At 42.7% G+C, this 17,729-nt stretch carries 15 protein-coding genes; 1 reads left to right on the top strand and 14 read right to left on the bottom strand.

Annotated features, from left to right (window positions below; all coding sequences use genetic code 11):
• Nucleotides 1–22 precede the first annotated feature (22 nt).
• From mutM to CJ483_RS07725, 8 genes are all read right to left on the bottom strand, one after another.
• Nucleotides 23–856: a DNA-formamidopyrimidine glycosylase gene (mutM, locus tag CJ483_RS07690; RefSeq protein WP_120033717.1), complete on the bottom strand. Its 834-nt coding sequence runs from the start codon at nt 854–856 to the stop codon at nt 23–25.
• A 30-nt stretch (nt 857–886) separates the two neighbouring features.
• The gene (gene polA, locus CJ483_RS07695; RefSeq protein ID WP_182916994.1) at nt 887–3,514 is read right to left on the bottom strand and encodes a DNA polymerase I; all 2,628 of its coding nucleotides are present in this window, start codon (nt 3,512–3,514) and stop codon (nt 887–889) included.
• Nucleotides 3,489–5,285 carry a two-component system histidine kinase PnpS gene (pnpS, locus tag CJ483_RS07700; protein WP_120033721.1) on the bottom strand — a complete coding sequence of 599 codons (1,797 nt, stop codon included), beginning with the start codon at nt 5,283–5,285 and terminating at the stop codon, nt 3,489–3,491. The genes polA and pnpS overlap by 26 nt, the downstream gene beginning before the upstream one ends.
• Nucleotides 5,282–5,995 carry a response regulator transcription factor gene (locus CJ483_RS07705; protein ID WP_120033723.1) on the bottom strand — a complete coding sequence of 238 codons (714 nt, stop codon included), beginning with the start codon at nt 5,993–5,995 and terminating at the stop codon, nt 5,282–5,284. Before CJ483_RS07705 ends, pnpS begins: the two co-directional genes overlap by 4 nt.
• Nucleotides 5,996–6,157: 162 nt before the next feature.
• Nucleotides 6,158–7,096 carry a malate dehydrogenase gene (mdh, locus tag CJ483_RS07710; protein ID WP_120033725.1) on the bottom strand — a complete coding sequence of 313 codons (939 nt, stop codon included), beginning with the start codon at nt 7,094–7,096 and terminating at the stop codon, nt 6,158–6,160.
• Nucleotides 7,097–7,178: 82 nt separating this feature from the next.
• Nucleotides 7,179–8,468, bottom strand: coding sequence for an NADP-dependent isocitrate dehydrogenase (gene icd, locus CJ483_RS07715; protein WP_259455789.1), 1,290 nt, complete (start codon nt 8,466–8,468; stop codon nt 7,179–7,181).
• Nucleotides 8,469–8,554: 86 nt separating this feature from the next.
• Nucleotides 8,555–9,673, bottom strand: coding sequence for a citrate synthase (citZ, locus tag CJ483_RS07720; RefSeq protein ID WP_120033730.1), 1,119 nt, complete (start codon nt 9,671–9,673; stop codon nt 8,555–8,557).
• 279 nt (nt 9,674–9,952) lie between these two features.
• Entirely contained in the window at nt 9,953–10,408 is a 456-nt protein-coding gene (locus CJ483_RS07725; protein ID WP_120033732.1) for a DUF441 domain-containing protein, read from the bottom strand.
• Nucleotides 10,409–10,514: 106 nt separating this feature from the next.
• Here CJ483_RS07725 and ytvI point away from each other — a divergent pair, with 106 nt between their 5' ends.
• The gene (gene ytvI, locus CJ483_RS07730) at nt 10,515–11,645 is read left to right on the top strand and encodes a sporulation integral membrane protein YtvI (protein ID WP_120033734.1); all 1,131 of its coding nucleotides are present in this window, start codon (nt 10,515–10,517) and stop codon (nt 11,643–11,645) included.
• Nucleotides 11,646–11,674: 29 nt separating this feature from the next.
• Here the strand turns inward: ytvI and CJ483_RS07735 are convergent, their stop codons facing one another.
• From CJ483_RS07735 to CJ483_RS07760, 6 genes are all read right to left on the bottom strand, one after another.
• The gene (locus tag CJ483_RS07735) at nt 11,675–12,061 is read right to left on the bottom strand and encodes an FxsA family protein (protein ID WP_120033736.1); all 387 of its coding nucleotides are present in this window, start codon (nt 12,059–12,061) and stop codon (nt 11,675–11,677) included.
• A gap of 170 nt (nt 12,062–12,231) precedes the next feature.
• On the bottom strand, nt 12,232–13,992 hold the full coding sequence (gene pyk, locus CJ483_RS07740) for a pyruvate kinase (RefSeq protein WP_120033739.1): 1,761 nt from the start codon (nt 13,990–13,992) through the stop codon (nt 12,232–12,234).
• A gap of 28 nt (nt 13,993–14,020) precedes the next feature.
• The gene (gene pfkA / locus CJ483_RS07745; RefSeq protein WP_120033741.1) at nt 14,021–14,980 is read right to left on the bottom strand and encodes a 6-phosphofructokinase; all 960 of its coding nucleotides are present in this window, start codon (nt 14,978–14,980) and stop codon (nt 14,021–14,023) included.
• A gap of 241 nt (nt 14,981–15,221) precedes the next feature.
• Nucleotides 15,222–16,172 (bottom strand): acetyl-CoA carboxylase carboxyl transferase subunit alpha, encoded by a 951-nt coding sequence (accA, locus tag CJ483_RS07750; RefSeq protein WP_120033743.1) that lies wholly within the window; start codon nt 16,170–16,172, stop codon nt 15,222–15,224.
• Nucleotides 16,169–17,041 (bottom strand): acetyl-CoA carboxylase, carboxyltransferase subunit beta, encoded by an 873-nt coding sequence (gene accD / locus CJ483_RS07755; protein ID WP_120033745.1) that lies wholly within the window; start codon nt 17,039–17,041, stop codon nt 16,169–16,171. Before accD ends, accA begins: the two co-directional genes overlap by 4 nt.
• Before the next feature lie 76 nt (nt 17,042–17,117).
• Nucleotides 17,118–17,726 carry a FadR/GntR family transcriptional regulator gene (locus CJ483_RS07760; protein ID WP_120033748.1) on the bottom strand — a complete coding sequence of 203 codons (609 nt, stop codon included), beginning with the start codon at nt 17,724–17,726 and terminating at the stop codon, nt 17,118–17,120.
• Nucleotides 17,727–17,729 lie beyond the last annotated feature (3 nt).

A 17,729-nucleotide genomic window follows, 5' to 3' on the forward strand; every position in this document is an offset into this window, starting at 1 on the left:
GGGATGGGAAGGTTCAATTTTATTAGCTTGGAAACGGCTGACAGTTTGGACAAAGATGCGTGCCGCGACCGGCTGTTCTTATTTTAACAATCAGTTCACCGCAACATTTACAAGGCTCTCCTTTACGGTTGTAGACAAAATGAGTTTCCTGGAATGTACCGGCCTGCCCCTGGCTGTTCACATACGATCGGACAGTACTTCCTCCTTTATCTACCGCTTCTTTCAATGTGGAAATAATCTCTTTTTGAAGAACAACAATCTCTTCTTCATTGAGTGAATTAGCCTTTCGTTCAGGGTGGATTCTCGCCCGGAAAAGAGCTTCATCTACATAAATATTGCCGAGACCCACAAACACTTTTTGATCAAGCAGCACTGCCTTAATAGTTCTCTCAGTTTTCTTCAGCTTACTTTTTACGTATTCAACCGAAAAGTCCTCGGAAAACGGCTCAGGGCCAAGCTGTGACAGCGGCAGGGAATTATACTCCTGTCCCCGCTGAAATAAATGCATCGTGCCAAACTTACGTACATCCCGGTAGTGCAGCTCAGAGCCGTCTGTAAATTTAAATAATACGTGTGTATGAGGCTCTTCTTCTTCCCCGCACCCATGCAACCGGTATTTTCCTTCCATTCGCAAATGAGAAACGAGTGAATAATGATCAAGGGTAAAAATTAAAAATTTTCCTCTGCGCCCTATGTCATGAATCGTTTCACCGATCAAAGCATCAGCAAATTGCTCTGCCTGTTCTGGTTGTTTAATAATATTTGGCCACCGGATCTCCACCTCTTGGATGGTTTTACCGACGACAAGCTGTTGAAGAGTACGCCGGACAGTTTCTACTTCTGGCATTTCAGGCAAGTAGATCTCTCCTCTCTATGTTGTCTTTTATTATTTGGCATCGTACCATGTCGGTCCGTATGAATAATCAACCTTCAATGGAACCTTTAGTTGAATGGCCTGTTCCATTACTTCTGGGACAAGCTGCTTCATTATTTCAATTTCCTCTTTTGGCACTTCAAAAATTAATTCATCGTGTACTTGTAACAGTAGCTTGGAACGAAGCTTTTCATTCTCCAGTCTCTCGGCCACATCAATCATCGCTTTTTTAATAATATCAGCTGCACTTCCCTGAATTGGCGTATTCATCGCTGTTCGCTCTCCAAAGCCTCGTAAATTAAAGTTGCGGCTCGTGATTTCTGGAATGTAACGGCGGCGTTGCATCAGTGTAGTAACAAAACCTTTTTCTTTCGCCTCGCGGATGATGGAATCCATGTATTCTTTCACACCCGGATAAGTTTGTAAATAACGATCAATAAAGGTACCTGCTTCTTTTCTTGTGATGCCAAGACTTTGAGACAAGCCATAATCGCTGATCCCGTAGACGATACCAAAGTTGACTGCCTTTGCCTGCCTCCGCATATTGCTGTCTACTTCTTCCTGTGACACGTGGAACACATCAGCGGCTGTTGCTGTATGAATATCAAGGTCATGCAAGAAAGCATCGATTAATTTTTCATCATCAGCGATATGAGCAAGTACACGCAATTCAATTTGCGAGTAATCGGCGGCAAACATCACTGAATCAGGCTCTGACGGAATAAAAGCCTGGCGGATCTTTCTGCCTTCCTCCAAACGGATGGGGATGTTTTGCAAATTAGGTTCTGTTGAGCTTAACCGTCCTGTTTGCGTCAACGCCTGGTTGAAGCGTGTATGAATTTTGTGTGTATCAGCATCTACTACTTTAAGAAGCCCTTCAATATAAGTCGACTGAAGCTTGCCGAGCTGACGATAATGTAAAATATGGTCTACAATTTCGTGGGACGGCGCCAGTTTTTCAAGCACATCCGCCGAAGTAGAGTAACCTGTTTTTGTTTTTTTTATAGGTGGCAGCCCCAATTTCTCAAATAAAATTGTCCCAAGCTGCTTCGGCGAATTAATATTAAACTCGGTGCCTGCAAGTGAATAAATCGTCTTCTCAATATCAGCCAGCTTGCCTTTTAGCTCTTCGCCCATTTCCTTCAGACAGTTTATATCTACTTGAACACCTTCTGACTCCATATCAGCAAGAATGAGTGCGAGCGGCAGCTCCAGCTCATAAAATAATTCAAGCTGTTGGTTTTCTTCAAGTTCTTTTAGGCAAACTGCTTTTAATTCCTCAATTGCTGCTGCTTTTGATGCGATATGCTCGGCATATACCGATCCTTCAGGAAGTTGGCGTTTGGCTCCCTTTCCATATACCGCTTCATCTGATTGAATAGATGAGATGCCATGCAGCTTCGCTACGGCAGCGAAATCTTCCGGTGACTCAGATGGATTGAGCAAATAAGAAGCAAGCCAGATATCAAAGTCAATTCCCTTGAGTTCAATTCCATAGCGCCTTAATCCAATAATAGTACGCTTTGCATCATAAACAGATTTTTTCTTCGTTTCATCCTCTGCCCATTTTTTAAAAACGGCTGACTGAAATGCCGCTTCTGCCGGAATAAAGTACGTTCCCTTTTCCCCACTTATCCCAAAACCAGCTATATCTGCCCGGTGATAGTTTTCAGTAATCATTTCTAAATAGAAGAAATCCTCTCCACTAAAAAGATCATCTGTCAGTTCTGTCACAGACTCATAATGTACGTCTTCATGAGCAGAAGCTTCTTCTACCGGACGGTCCAGCTTTTCCAGCAGCGAGTTAAATTCAAGTTCCTTAAATAACTCATATACTTTTTCATTATCCGCTTCATGATATTCCAGGTTGCCTATCGAAAAGTTAATGGGAACCTCACGAAGAATCGTCGCCAGCTCTTTGCTCATTAAAGCGAGATTCTCGTGCTCGCGTAGTTTTTCTTGCAACTTTTTCCCACTCACCTCATCGATAGATGCAAGTAAGTTTTCTACAGAACCAAATTGCTTTAATAGCTTGATCGCTGTCTTTTCTCCAACTCCAGGTACACCCGGAATGTTATCAGAAGAATCCCCCATTAAACCCTTCATATCAATGATTTGTTCTGGTGTTAGCCCATACTTTTCCTCAACGTGAGCAGGAGTATATTCTTCAATGTCGGTAATTCCTTTTCTTGTAATACAGACGGTAGTCGCATCAGAGGCAAGCTGAGTTAAATCTTTATCTCCTGAATAAATTTTAATTTCATATCCATCTTTTTCCGCCTGAAGCGACAAGGTCCCAATAATATCATCTGCTTCATAATTTTCCAGTTCATATTGAGCAATACCGTAAGCTTTCAGCAATTCACGGATATAAGGAAATTGCTCAGACAGCTCAGACGGTGTTTTTTGACGGCCGCCTTTATAATCGCTGTATGTTTGATGCCGGAAAGTTGTTTTACCGGCATCAAAAGCAACAAGAAGATGTGTAGGTTGCTCTTCCTTTAATACTTTTAAAAGCATCATAGCAAAGCCATAAACTGCATTGGTATGGACACCTTTGTTGTTATTCAATAAGGGCAAGGCGAAAAACGCCCGATAGGCAATGCTGTTGCCGTCAATTAATACGATTTTTTTCTTCAAAGCGGTCATCCTCCTCTTGCTTATTTAAGAAAACGGTAAACGTGGTGCCTTCATTGGCTTTACTTTTTACAAAAATCTCCCCATCATGCGCCTCGATAATATGTTTGACAATGGCTAATCCAAGACCAGTGCCTCCTGAATTGCGGCTTCTCGCTTTATCTACCCGGTAAAAACGCTCAAAAATCCGCGGTATCTCTTCCGGATTTATGCCAATGCCATTATCTTCTACTTCAACGATTACCCGGTTCTCTTTATCAAAGGCCCTTACTTCTATATGGCCTCCTTCTTGTGTATACAAGATAGCGTTTGTCAATAAGTTAAAAAATACTTGTTTTAGCCGACTGGCGTCTCCAGTAATCCATAAATCTTTCTCCAGTTGCAGTGACAAATCAATCCGCTTAGCTTCAAAGCGATTTTGCAAGGAGGGAATCACTTCTTTTATCACTTCATCTATAGACAAGTTTGTTGTGTGAAGAGAAATTCCCTTTTGTTCAATTTTCGATAATTCCAACAAATCCATAACAAGAGTTTGCATTCGTTCACTCTCTTTTAAGATAATGTTCAAAAACATCTTCAGTGCCTCTTTATCTTCGAGCGCCCCGTCCAGCAAGGTTTCGGTAAAGCCTTTAATGGAAGTAATAGGCGTTTTCAACTCATGGGAAACATTTGCCACAAAATCTTTGCGCATTTGCTCCAGCTTTTTCAAACTTGTAATATCATGAAAGACAATCAATATGCCTTTCCATTCAGCATTCGTTCCAATGATCGGCGCACCGGACACTTCAAAATGCTTTCTTTCAATCCCAAGTGGCAATAACAGCTGCCTGCGTATATTTTGCTCGGTCATGAACACTTCTTCAATAATATCAATGACTTCCGATTGTGGGATTGCCTCATGATACCTCTTTCTTATTAATCGTTTGTTTTCCAAATGGAAATGTTTTTTAAACGATCGATTCACCATAATGATGAAACCGCGATCATCTATTAGAAGCAAACCGCTTTCCATATTTTCAATTAAGGTCGATAGCCGATTTTGATGAACTTCTTGCGCTTGCATCATTTCCTGCAAATTCCGAGCAAGAATATTAATGGAAGTATTCAGCGTCCCTACTTCATCCGCAGGAATTTCATGCGTTCTGGCCCGATAGTTCCCTTTTGCAAGCTCTATCGCTACTTTCGTTGCCGATTCGATTGGTTTAGTATAGCGATTCGTAATTTTGGTACTAAACAATGTGAGCAGCACGAGAGAGACCCCGAGAGAGAAAAGCAAAATAAGCCAAATTTGCTGGTAAATATCATCAAGATCCTTCACTTTTGTATTTACTACAATCATTCCATCGATTTGACCCGCCTGATTCTCTATCATTCGCCAATGATAATGTTCACCAAACTTGCTAGCAAGCGATTCTTGATAAGCAGTGGAGGGATCGGTATTAGCCAGCCTTTTAACGACCTTTCGATGATCAGATCTAGATGGATCGTCAAAAGCCCCGCTGTCAAAAATTAATCGGCCAGAGGGATCGGCAAGGGAAATCCGTACATGTAGCTGTTTGCTCCAATCTTTTATAGTGTCCTCGTTCAAGGACTCCAGACCACCTTGCCGAGTAATCTGTCCGGCTAATAGTTCTGTCTCTTTTTCCAAACGTTCATTAAATGTGGATAAATAATAGCCTTTGAACATCTGTCCCAGCATAATGCCAAGTGCCACCAGAACAAGAACAATTAAAGAAAGAAGAGCAAGCACAAGCCGGGTACGGAACTTAATCATGAAGGCTTTGGCTCCTCTAATTTATAGCCTAATCCGCGGATCGTTTTTATGTACTCGGGCTTTCTCGTATTATGTTCAATTTTCTCACGCAAATGGCTGATATGCACATCAACAATTCGTGTATCACCGGCAAAATCATATTTCCAAACAGCACTTAACAGCTGATCACGTGTTAATACACGTCCTTTATGCTCCATTAAATATAGAAGTAACTCAAACTCTTTCGGTGTAAGCTCCAGTAAGTTCCCTCGAAAATATGCTTCATATTTTTCTGGATAAATAACGATTTCTGAAACGGTCAGTCCGTTCTCCTGTCCATTTGTTTCTTCTACTCTCGGCATATGCTGCAGCCGGCGTAAAATAGCCTTCACCCGTGCCAGCAATTCTCTTGGACTAAATGGCTTTGTCATGTAATCATCCGCACCTAGTTCAAGGCCAAGTACTTTATCAAACTCTTCATCCTTTGCTGTCAGCATTAAAATTGGTGTGGACACTTTTCTCTGCCGAAGCTCCTTACATACTTCCATTCCATCCAGCCGTGGAAGCATCCAATCCAGCACAAGCAAATCTGGAAGTTCCTCCAATGTTTTTTTGAGCGCTTCCTCCCCATCATATGCTGTGATAACTTCATATCCAGCCTGCTCTAAGTTGTATTTAATTAGCGTTACAATAGATGGCTCGTCATCTACCACTAAGACTCTTTTGTTCATTTTGCCCTCCCTGGAAAGTAATGACCGTTCTTTCTCAATTATACCTTAACCTTCTATTGTTGAAAAAGGAAGAAACGCGACTCCTTCGATGTCGGTCTTTTACGATAAAAATCAATACAAAAACCCCAGGGGAAACTGGGGGTTTTTGTAAATACCTATTTATCAAGAAAGAACACTCATCACATTACGCACAGAATCAACTGATTTTTGCAGCGCCGCCTTCTCATTCTCTGTTAGCTCAAGCTCAATTACTTTTTCAATGCCATCTTTACCGAGAATTGTCGGTACCCCTAGATAAAGGCCCTCGTGTCCATATTCACCTTCAAGATAAGCAATAGCAGGAAGAATGCGGCGTTGATCTTTCAAAATAGCCTCTGCCATTTCTACAAGGGAAGCAGCTGGTGCATAGTAAGCAGAACCGTTACCTAAAAGAGAAACGATTTCACCGCCGCCTTTGCGTGTACGTTCAACAATGGCCTCAAGACGATCTTGCGGAATCAATTTTTCTAAAGGAATACCGCCTGCGTAAGAATAACGTACAAGTGGGACCATGTCATCGCCGTGGCCGCCAAGAACAAAGCCTGTAATATCTTTTACAGACAAATTTAACTCTTGTGCAACGAATGTACGGAAACGAGCGGTATCAAGAACGCCTGATTGGCCGATCACGCGGTTTTTCGGGAATCCTGATTCTTTAAACACAGTATAAGTCATCGCATCGGCAGGGTTCGTTAGCACGATAATATGGCAATTTGGAGAGCTTTTCGCAATTTCAGCTGTTACAGCCTTCATCACTTTTTGGTTTGTTTGTACCAGGTCATCCCGGCTCATCCCTGGCTTACGAGCAATTCCAGCTGTAATGATGACCAGATCAGAATCTTTCGTATCTTCATAGCTGGATGTACCGATGATGTTCGTATCAAATCCTTGCACAGGACTTGCTTCAAGCATATCAAGGGCTTTGCCTTTGGTTGGGCCTTCCGCTTGTGGAATATCAACTAGTACAACGTCTCCTAGTTCTTTCTGTGCAAGCAAAAATGCCGTTGTTGCTCCTGTAAATCCCGCACCGATGACAGAAATCTTTTTACGTTTCAAAGACATGTGTGAGTCCCCCTTAAAATTAGGTATGGTATGGAATACATATAACACCGTTCCTTTGTAAAAAGAACGGTGTTGATACTAATTAAAGGTTCTTGATTAATTCATCAGCAAACTCAGAAGTTTTTACTTCTGTTGCGCCTTCCATTAAACGGGCAAAGTCATAAGTAACTACTTTAGACGCAATGGTTTTTTCAACAGATGCAGTGATAAGATTAGCTGCTTCATTCCATCCTAAGTGTTCAAGCATTAATACACCTGAAAGTAGAACAGAAGAAGGATTTACTTTATCAAGTCCTGCATATTTTGGAGCTGTTCCGTGTGTCGCTTCAAAAATAGCATGTCCTGTTTCATAGTTAATATTGGCTCCCGGTGCAATTCCGATTCCACCCACTTGTGCAGCAAGTGCATCAGAAATGTAGTCACCGTTTAAGTTCATTGTTGCTACTACATCAAATTCTTTTGGACGAGTTAAAATTTGTTGAAGGAATATATCAGCAATGGCATCTTTAACGATGATCTTGCCAGCAGCTTCTGCATCAGCCTGCGCTTTGTTTGCTGCTTCTGTTCCCTGTTCTTCTTTAATTTTATCGTACTGAGCCCAAGTGAATACTTTTTCGCCGAATTCTTTTTCAGCTAATTCATAGCCCCAGTTTTTGAACGCACCTTCAGTAAATTTCATAATGTTACCTTTATGTACTAAAGTAACAGATTTGCGGCCTTCTTTAATAGCATAGTTGATCGCTGCTCGTACTAAGCGAGTAGTTCCTTCTTTAGAGATTGGCTTAATACCAATACCTGAAGTTTCAGGGAAACGGATTTTATTTACACCCATTTCATTTTTCAGGAAGTCGATGACTTTTTTCACTTCATCTGAACCTTCCTTGTATTCAATGCCAGCGTAAATATCTTCTGTATTTTCACGGAAGATAACCATATCAGTATCTTCAGGGCGTTTGATCGGAGAAGGTACTCCGTCGAAGTAACGAACAGGACGCAAGCAGACGAATAAGTCTAATTCCTGGCGAAGCGCTACGTTTAAAGAGCGGAATCCGCCGCCGATTGGTGTTGTTAATGGACCTTTAATAGCAATCAAATATTCACGAATTTGCTCTAGTGTTTCTTCCGGAAGCCATTCGCCTGTTTTGTTAAATGCTTTTTCTCCGGCATATACTTCTTTCCATTCGATCTTCTTTTCACCGTTATATGCTTTCTCAACAGCAGCATCAAGTACACGGGAAGCTGCTGCCCAGATATCAGGGCCAATTCCGTCCCCTTCAATGAATGGGATTACTGGATGGTTTGGTACATTTAAAACTCCATTTGATACAGTAATTTTTTCGCCTTGTGACATGAAAAATACCTCCAATTCCATAATCAAAGGTTAGAGGCATACGCCCTCTAACCTCTGTTACTCAATTTATATTACACCAATTTTTTGGGTGTTTGTAAATATTAGAATTACTTGCGCTTACCGATCGGTACGTACTCTTGCATACCAGGACCTGTGTATTCAGCACGTGGACGGATTAAACGGTTGTTTGAATACTGTTCCAAGATGTGTGCCAACCAGCCAGATACACGGCTTACAGCAAAAATTGGCGTGAACAAATCATGCTCTATGCCCAGGCTATGGTAAACGGATGCAGAATAGAAATCCACATTTGGCGGAAGTTTCTTCTGCGTTGTTACAAGTTCCTCAATTTGTGTGGACATCTCGTACCATTGTGGCTCTCCAGTTAATTCTGTCAATCTTCTTGACATTTCCTTCAAGTGCTTCGCACGCGGGTCGCCTTGACGGTATACACGATGGCCGAAGCCCATAATTTTTTCTTTATTGTTTAACTTGCTCAAGATATACGGCTCTACGTTATCAACGGAACCGATCTCAGTGAGCATTTTCATTACCTGCTCATTCGCCCCGCCATGAAGCGGGCCTTTTAAAGCAGAAATGGCTGCTGTTACTCCAGAATAAACGTCAGATAAAGTAGCTACACATACGCGAGCTGTAAATGTAGAAGCGTTTAATTCATGGTCCGCATGCAGAACGAGCGCTTTGTCAAACGCTTCGATTTCGACAGCCTCCGGTTCTTTTCCGGAAAGCATGTACAGGAAGTTCGCTGCTAAACCGAAATCTTTGCGTGGCGCTATCGGCTCTTCGCCTTTACGGATGCGGGCAAACGCAGTTACAAGCGCAGGGATTTTTGCTTGCAGACGAACTGCCTTGCGGTAATTTGCTTCCTCGCTCATAACATCCGCTTCTTCATCGTACAAACCAATTAATGAAACAGCTGTGCGGAGGGCGGCCATTGGATGGACTTTATCAATTGGATACATTTTAAAGTGGTTAAGTACTTCTTGAGGAAGATCATAGCTGTCTGACAATTGCTGCTTCAGCTCATCTAGCTCTGCCTGTGTAGGAAGTTTTCGGTGCCATAGCAGATAAATAACTTCTTCAAAGCTTGCATTTTCAGCTAAATCATCGATGTTGTAGCCAGCGTATGTAAGAGTGTCATCAATAATAGAGCTTACTGAAGATGTTGTTGCTACTACTCCTTCTAATCCACGAGCGGTCGTCATAATCATTCTCTCCTTCGACTGTTAATTTCCCCCATTGCCTTTTTTGAAACCATTTTTAACTGAGTTCTTGCTCAGTAAAGTTTCATGTAAAACACGAACATTTTTAAAGATTGCGCTTTCACCTGATATTATAAACAATAATTTAATGTTTGTGAATGAAAAGTGTCTAAAATTCTACAAAATCGCCATGGTTTCTCAACAAAACACGGGGAAAAAACATGTTATACTAAAAAATTATTTTCTTCCTGTACTCATTATACATGGGAGCGGCTAAAATTTCTATTGAAACCACTCAAGAACTTTCATAACCGTGTAGGCGATGCCTGCGCCGATCAATGGACCAACGGCCACGCCATTAAAAAGAGCTACCGCTGCAATCGTTCCAAAGACAAGTGCGGTCGTAATATGAGGATCCTCCGCCAGCAACGTCACGCCGCTTTTGCCGAGAAGGGCTACAAGCATACCAGAGATGAGAGCGATCCATGCATAAGGAGACTTTAGAGAATCCCCCAGCTCCCTAAACCCAATTTCTCCTGTCGCAATCGGCACCAACACCGCAATAGTAATGACTGCTACTCCCCAGTTGATTCCCTTCGTTTGAACAGCCGCAAACAGCTTGTCATCTAAACCAATCACTTTCAGTACGAGCAAAACAATAACAGCCAGAAGAAGCGATTGATTTTTCGCAATGAGCGCGATGGCAAGTAACATCAGTAAGAATAGATAAGGCTGCATATCTCTACCCCTTTCTTTTATGCAATTTTTGTCGTTATAATACGAGCCATTTTTCTTTCTCTCCCCTGATCAGATTGATACAATGTGAGGCATAGGAGGTGAAGCCTTGAATTCATCCAACTGGCATAGGTTGATACGCTTTCTGATTGTAATTATTTCCACCGCGTTACTTTTACTCTCTTTATATTATGTTGCAAAAATAACGTACCCATTTATCATCGGCTTTGCAGTTGCTTTTCTTATTCAGCCATTCGTTCGTTTTTTGGAGAAAAAGGTGAGGTTGCCACGAGCTGCTGCTGCCGGCACAGCTATCCTTCTTATTTTGGCTATTTTCGCTGGTGGAATGACGCTTTTAATCGCTGAAATTGTTTCAGGCGCGAATTATTTCGCCTCTGTTGTTCCCCGCCACGTTCACGTTGTAGTGGAGCAAATAGAAAACCTCTTCGCTTCTCAAGTGATCCCAATATATGAACGGGCAGCAGGGCTGTTTCATTCTCTTGATACCGGCCAGCAGGAGACCATCTCTACAAACATTCGCCAAGCAGGGGAACAGTTCGCCTCAACAGCAGGAGAGTTTATCCAGAACTTCTTTTTGAAACTCCCAAAATTAATCTCATGGGTCCCTAATTTCGCGACCGCATTAATTTTCTCATTTCTTGCTGCTTTTTTCATTACTAAAGATTGGGAGAATCTTCAGAAGCGGACGATTCATTACTTACCCGTAAAAGCAAGGACAAGCTTGATTAACGTGTTTGCCGCTTTAAAAAGGGCGTTATTCGGCTTTTTGCGCGCCCAATTGACACTCATTTCGATTACGACCTTTATCGTTCTTGTAGGATTGCTTATTTTGCGGGTAAATTATGCAATTACACTCGCTCTTGTTGCGGGGCTTGTTGATTTGCTTCCTTATCTCGGGACAGGCACCCTATTCGTGCCATGGATTATATACGAATTTATTGCCGGAGATACTGGCCTAGCCATTGGTTTAACTGTTTTATACGTGATCATCATTGTTCAGCGTCAGATTATGGAGCCTAAAGTATTGTCCTCCAGCATCGGCCTGGACCCTCTAGCTACGCTGATTGCCTTATTTGTCGGCTTTAAGCTTGCTGGTTTCTTCGGTCTGATTCTCGGCCCTGTTACACTCGTTATTATTAACGCTCTCAGCAGTGCAGGAGTATTTACAGATTTACGAAACTATATTACAGGAGAAGATGTGCCACCTCCGATGAAATAGAAAAGCGTCAGCCGCTGGCTGACGCTTTTCTATTTCATGATAATGACATTTCCATTTTGAAAAGAACGACGAAATAGTTTTAATAAGAGTGGTTTAACCCATTTTCTTGTGAAGGGAAGCAAAAGTAAAAAACCTAAAATATCTGTAATAAAGCCCGGGGCTAAAAGCAACAAGCCGCCGACCAATATGCATACGCCATCGATTACCGTATCACCAATGAACCGGCCGTTCTGAATATCTTCACGCAACTTTATAACCGCCTGCATTCCTTGTTTCTTAGCAAAATAAGCTCCTAAAAAACCTGTTGTTAAAATCAACAGAAATGTTGGCCAAACTCCTATAGTTTTTCCTGAAAGCATCAGTAGACTAATTTCCAATGCCGGAGCAACAATAAAAATAAATAATAAATATCGCAACGGATTTTCCCCTTTTTAAACAATTTATGTTCTTCTTTATTGTATCATCCCTCCCCAGCCGTCCGCAAAAATAGACGCATCTATTGTCTCTTCATACACTTGTTACTTATAAAAAAAGCTGTTCAGCAGCCGACAATCTGTCAGTTGCTGAACAGCTTTCATTTTCTTAATTAAAGGACATTGGCATGCCCGTTATAAACAATGCCTCTGGAGGCATCCACAGTAATTTCTTGTCCATCCTTTAAAATCGACGTCGCTTCTTCTACTCCAACTAGGACTGGAATGCCCAAATTGATACCGACAACAGCACCGTGGCTTGTCAATCCACTTTCCTCTGTAATCAGCGCTGCACATTTTTCGATAGCCGGCACCATGTCTCTGTCGCTGCCGATCGTTACAAGGATGTCCCCTTCTTCTATCCTTTCTAGTGCTTCTGATGCGTTTTTAGCAACGACGACCTTGCCATAAGCCGATTTTCGCCCAATCCCTTGGCCTTTCATTAAAACGTCCCCAACCACATGGATTTTCATCAGATTTGTCGTACCCGATTCGCCTACTGGAACACCGGCTGTGATGACGATTAAATCTCCGTGCTTGACGAGACCCGTACTTATGCTTTGTTGTACAGCGAGCTCAAGCATTTCATCTGTTGTCTTTACTTTAGGACCGATATTTGGGAATACTCCCCAGACAAGTGCAAGGCTGCGTGAAACTCGTTCACTGGATGTAACCGCGACAATCGGTGCTTTTGAACGATAGCGTGAAATCATTCGAGCAGTGTGTCCACTCTCCGTTGGCGTCACAATCGCTTGTACATCTAAATTGTTTGCCGTATGGGCCACTGATTGTCCGATCGCATCGGTCATTGTATGTCCGCTTACTTTGCTACGTATAGATAAGATTTCTGAGTAATTTAAAGCCGTCTCTGTGCGATCTGCAATGCTGTGCATCGTTTGTACCGCCTCAAGAGGATACGTTCCTGCAGCTGTTTCCCCAGAAAGCATAATCGCATCTGTACCATCAAAAATAGCATTGGCTACATCACTTGCTTCCGCACGTGTCGGGCGCGGGTTACGCTGCATGGAATCAAGCATTTGTGTCGCCGTAATAACCGGCTTGCCGAGAGTGTTGCAACGCTGAATTAACCTTTTTTGCACGAGCGGCACTTCCTCGGCAGGAATTTCCACGCCAAGATCTCCGCGTGCTACCATCAATCCATCCGATACCTCAAGAATGCTGTCGATATTATCGACTCCTTCTTGATTCTCAATTTTAGGGATGATTTGAATATGGCTCGCTCCATGCAGTTCCAGCAACTCATGAATCTCGAGAACGTCAGAAGCGCGACGAACAAAAGAAGCAGCAATAAAGTCAACGTCTTGTTCAATACCGAACTTGATATCTTCTGCATCCTTTTCAGTAATTCCTGGAAGATTGATCGATACACCGGGCACATTTACACCCTTTTTATTTTTTAGCGTGCCACTGTTCAGTACTTTTGTTTGGATTTCGCCTGCTGATCTATCGATGTCTGTTACTTCAAGGGCAATTAAGCCGTCATCCAACAGGATTTTTCCTCCCGGCTTAATATCCTCTATCAATCCCTCATATGTAACCGAAAATTTTTCGGATGTTCCGAGCACTTCATGCATAGATACTATCACTTGACTGCCAGCTGTTAGCTCTATAGCATCATTTTCCATATTATGTGTGCGAATTTCAGGGCCTTTCGTATCTAACAAAATACCGATTGTTTTTCCGGTCTTCTTTGCAGCTTCGCGAATATTTTTGATTCGCTGTGCATGCTCTTCGTGATTCCCATGGGAAAAATTCAAACGGGCAATATTCATGCCAGCTTCCATTAACTTTTCGAGCATGGACGGGCTTTCACTTGCCGGACCAATCGTACATACAATCTTTGTCTTTCTCATCTTTTGAGAGCCTCCTCGTGAAAATCAATTAAATAGATAACTCTTTAGCTAATCGGGAAATATTTAGATCCAGCTTATGTGGAAGAGCCAGTGCTTCTACAATGTCATAATCAACCAGCTCATTGCGCTCAATGCCGACTGCACGGCCGCCTTTTCCTGCTATCAACAGCTCGACAGCTCGAGCACCAAGCCGGCTTGCAAGCATCCGGTCGGCAGCTGTTGGAGAGCCCCCTCGCTGCATATGGCCAAGCACAGATACCCTCGTTTCAATTCCAGTCATTTTTTTTACTTTCTCAGCAAAGTCATTTCCACTCATTACGCCTTCAGCCACAATAATAATACTGTGTCTTTTTCCGCGCTCAAGCCCATTCAACAGCCGGACTTTGATCGCCTCCATATCAAGTGGTTCTTCCGGAATTAAGATCGTTTCCGCCCCGCCAGCAAGGCCGGCCCACAACGCCAGATCTCCGGCGTTTCTTCCCATTACTTCCACGATAAATGTGCGTTCATGAGAACTTGCCGTATCTCGGATTTTATCAATTGCATCAATGATCGTGTTTAAAGCCGTATCAAAACCGATTGTGAATTCGGTGCCCGGAATATCATTATCGATTGTCCCGGGTACACCGACACACGGATAGCCAAGCTCAGTAAGTGCTTTTGCCCCGCGGTAAGAGCCATCGCCGCCAATCACAACAAGCCCCTCTATTCCATTTTCTTCCAACTGTTTCAATCCTTTTTTCTGCCCTTCTGCTGTTTGAAATTCGGGGCATCTTGCCGATCGGAGAATCGTTCCTCCCCGATGAATAATATCGCCAACTGAACCTACTTCCATCTTGTGAATATTGCCTGAAATTAACCCTTGGTATCCTTGGTAAACCCCATATACTTCCAGGTTATGATAAATCGCTTCACGGACAACAGCACGAACGGCTGCATTCATTCCCGGTGCGTCACCACCGCTCGTCAACACTCCGATACGTTTCACATGGATCCCTCCGTCTCGCCTGGATATGTATCTTTTTACAGACATAGCTAAACAGTTCTTATTGTTTGGCTCATTCTCTACTTGTCTCTTCTAAAATAACAGAAAGGTCTGACCTTCACAATGTTTATGGAGTTCCATGATCAATTAGATAGGGCTATATTTTATAAACATTTAAAAAAGAACGTGCTTTTGCCTTTCGCTGCACGTTCTTCTTTTCCCGCTGTCTATTTGCACGAAACAATCAGAGTGTGTACTCTCCGATCTGTTTATATTTCATATAGCGATTGTCCAATAATTCCGGAATCGATAAATGAAGAAGCTCTTCAAGAGCCGGCTTCAGCGTTTGATCAATTAATGCTGCTTGTTGGGCAACATTTCGATGGGCTCCTCCGCTCACTTCAGGGACAATGGCATCAATGACTCCTAAGTCTTTTAAATCTCCTGCTGTGATCTTCATTGTTTCTGCAGCCCTTTTTGCCTGAGAGGCATCTTTCCAAAGCAAAGCCGCAGCCCCTTCTGGGGAAATAACAGAGTAAGTGGAATTTTCCATCATAAATAATTTATCGCCGATGCCTAGACCAAGGGCTCCTCCGCTTCCGCCTTCGCCGATAACAATACAGATAATAGGCACTTCCATGCCAGCCATTTCAAACAAGTTTTTCGCAATTGCTTCGCTCTGTCCTCGCTCTTCAGCGGCCTTCCCTGGGTAAGCACCTTTCGTATCGATCAGACAAATAATCGGGCGCTTAAATTTTACTGCCTGGTTCATTAGACGAAGTGCCTTTCGATATCCTTCCGGGTGCGGCATGCCAAATGTCCGCTTAATATTTTCCTTCGTGTCCCGTCCTCGCTGATGACCGATAACAGTTACTGGTAGGCCGTGATATTTAGCTACTCCACCGACAATCGCTCCATCATCGCCAAACAATCGATCGCCATGAAGCTCCATAAAATCGGTAAATAAATAGCTAATATAATCCAGCGTTGTCGGCCGTTCCGGATGCCGGGCCATTTGTACACGGTCCCATGGTGTCATGCTTTCATAAATATCTTTCTCAAGCTTTTTCAAGCGTTGTTCCAGCTTTTCAATCTCTTCCGTCAAATCAACATCCGAAGTTGAAGTAAACTCTTTTAATTCAGCAATCTTTCCTTTTAGTTCCATCACTGGTTTTTCAAATTCTAAACCAATCATGCCAATTCACCACCCGGTTGATGTATGTCCAGTAAAAAGGCGATCTTTTCCTTGATTTCATGACGATGAAGTACTGCATCCAGCTGGCCATGCTTTAATAAAAATTCGGCTGTCTGGAAATCTTCCGGCAGCTTTTCGTGGATCGTCTGCTCAATAATCCGCCTGCCTGCAAATCCAATCAATGCGCCTGGTTCTGCGAAATTATAGTCTCCAAGGGAAGCAAAACTTGCGGATACGCCGCCAGTGGTAGGATGCGTCATAATGGAAATAATCAACCCGCCATTTTCGCTAAAACGTTTTAAAGCTACACTTGTTTTCGCCATTTGCATTAACGAAAGCACACCCTCTTGCATTCTGGCTCCACCTGAGGCAGTGAAAATAATAAACGGTACTCCCCGGCGCCCTGCTTCCTCAATTGCTCTCGTAATCTTTTCGCCAACCACTGATCCCATACTTCCCATCCGGAAATTAGCATCCATAATGGCAACAACGGCTTCAAAGCCTTCGACCCGGCCAATGCCGGTTAAAACAGCTTCATTCATTTTTGTTTTTTGCCGGTCTGCCTCCAGCTTTTCCAGATACCCCGGGAAATTGAGCGGATTTGTTGAAGAAAGTCCGGCGTCGAATTCCTCGAATGTTCCCTCATCAATAAAAGAATTACAACGTTCAATTGCCGTCATTCCATGATGATGGCCACACTGCAAGCAAACACTTAAATTTTTCTTTAGTTCTTTTGTATACATGATCTTTTTGCAGTTAGGGCATTTTTGCATAATGCCTTCAGGTACGTCTTGCTTACTAGCTTCTGTAGGTATCGTCGCATACTTTCTTTTTTTTGGTTTTTGTTTGTTAAATAAATCTTTAATCAAGTTGCATCCTCTCCCTGTAAAAAGCTTGAACCTAGTTATCTGACTTTATGAGACGGACAGCAAAAAACAGAACAGCCTAAAGCTGTTTGTAAGCGTCAATAACATCTTTTATGTTTCTAGTCTTCACTATAGAAATCAAATGGATAAAAGCCTCTTTATTCGTTAATAGTCTATCCTCTTTGTGAATTGCCGCGGCATAATCAGATACGATCAACCAGATCTTTTTTAAAAGCGAATTACCGCTTATATCCATTAAGAAAGCAAAAAAGCTCTGCTCCGTAAACGATTCGTCTTTTATTCTTTCAGCAAGCTCTGACATTGATTCCTCTAAATGTGGAAGTAAGACAACAGAGGATAAACAGCCGATTTCCATAATCTCTTTCGTTAGCCGAACATCTTTTTGAGTCTGTTCTCTTTGCAAAATAAATGTGCTTAGCAATTGAACGAGCTGATGATCGCTGAAATCACGAAGAAATGTTCCCTCTCCTCGTCTTGTTTCAATCAATCCAAGTAGTTCCAGAGCCCGCAATGCCTCTCTAACAGAGGACCGGGCAGCAGACAGCCGCTCAGACAGCTCCCTCTCAGATGGCATCTTGTCCCCCGGAGTCAAGCCGTCTGCTGCGATCATCTCACGGATTTTGTCTACCACTTCCGCAAACTTTGATTGCGGTCGTTCATTTTCCACAGC

Source organism: Bacillus sp. PK3_68 (assembly GCF_003600835.1).
Lineage (GTDB): Bacteria > Bacillota > Bacilli > Bacillales > Domibacillaceae > Pseudobacillus.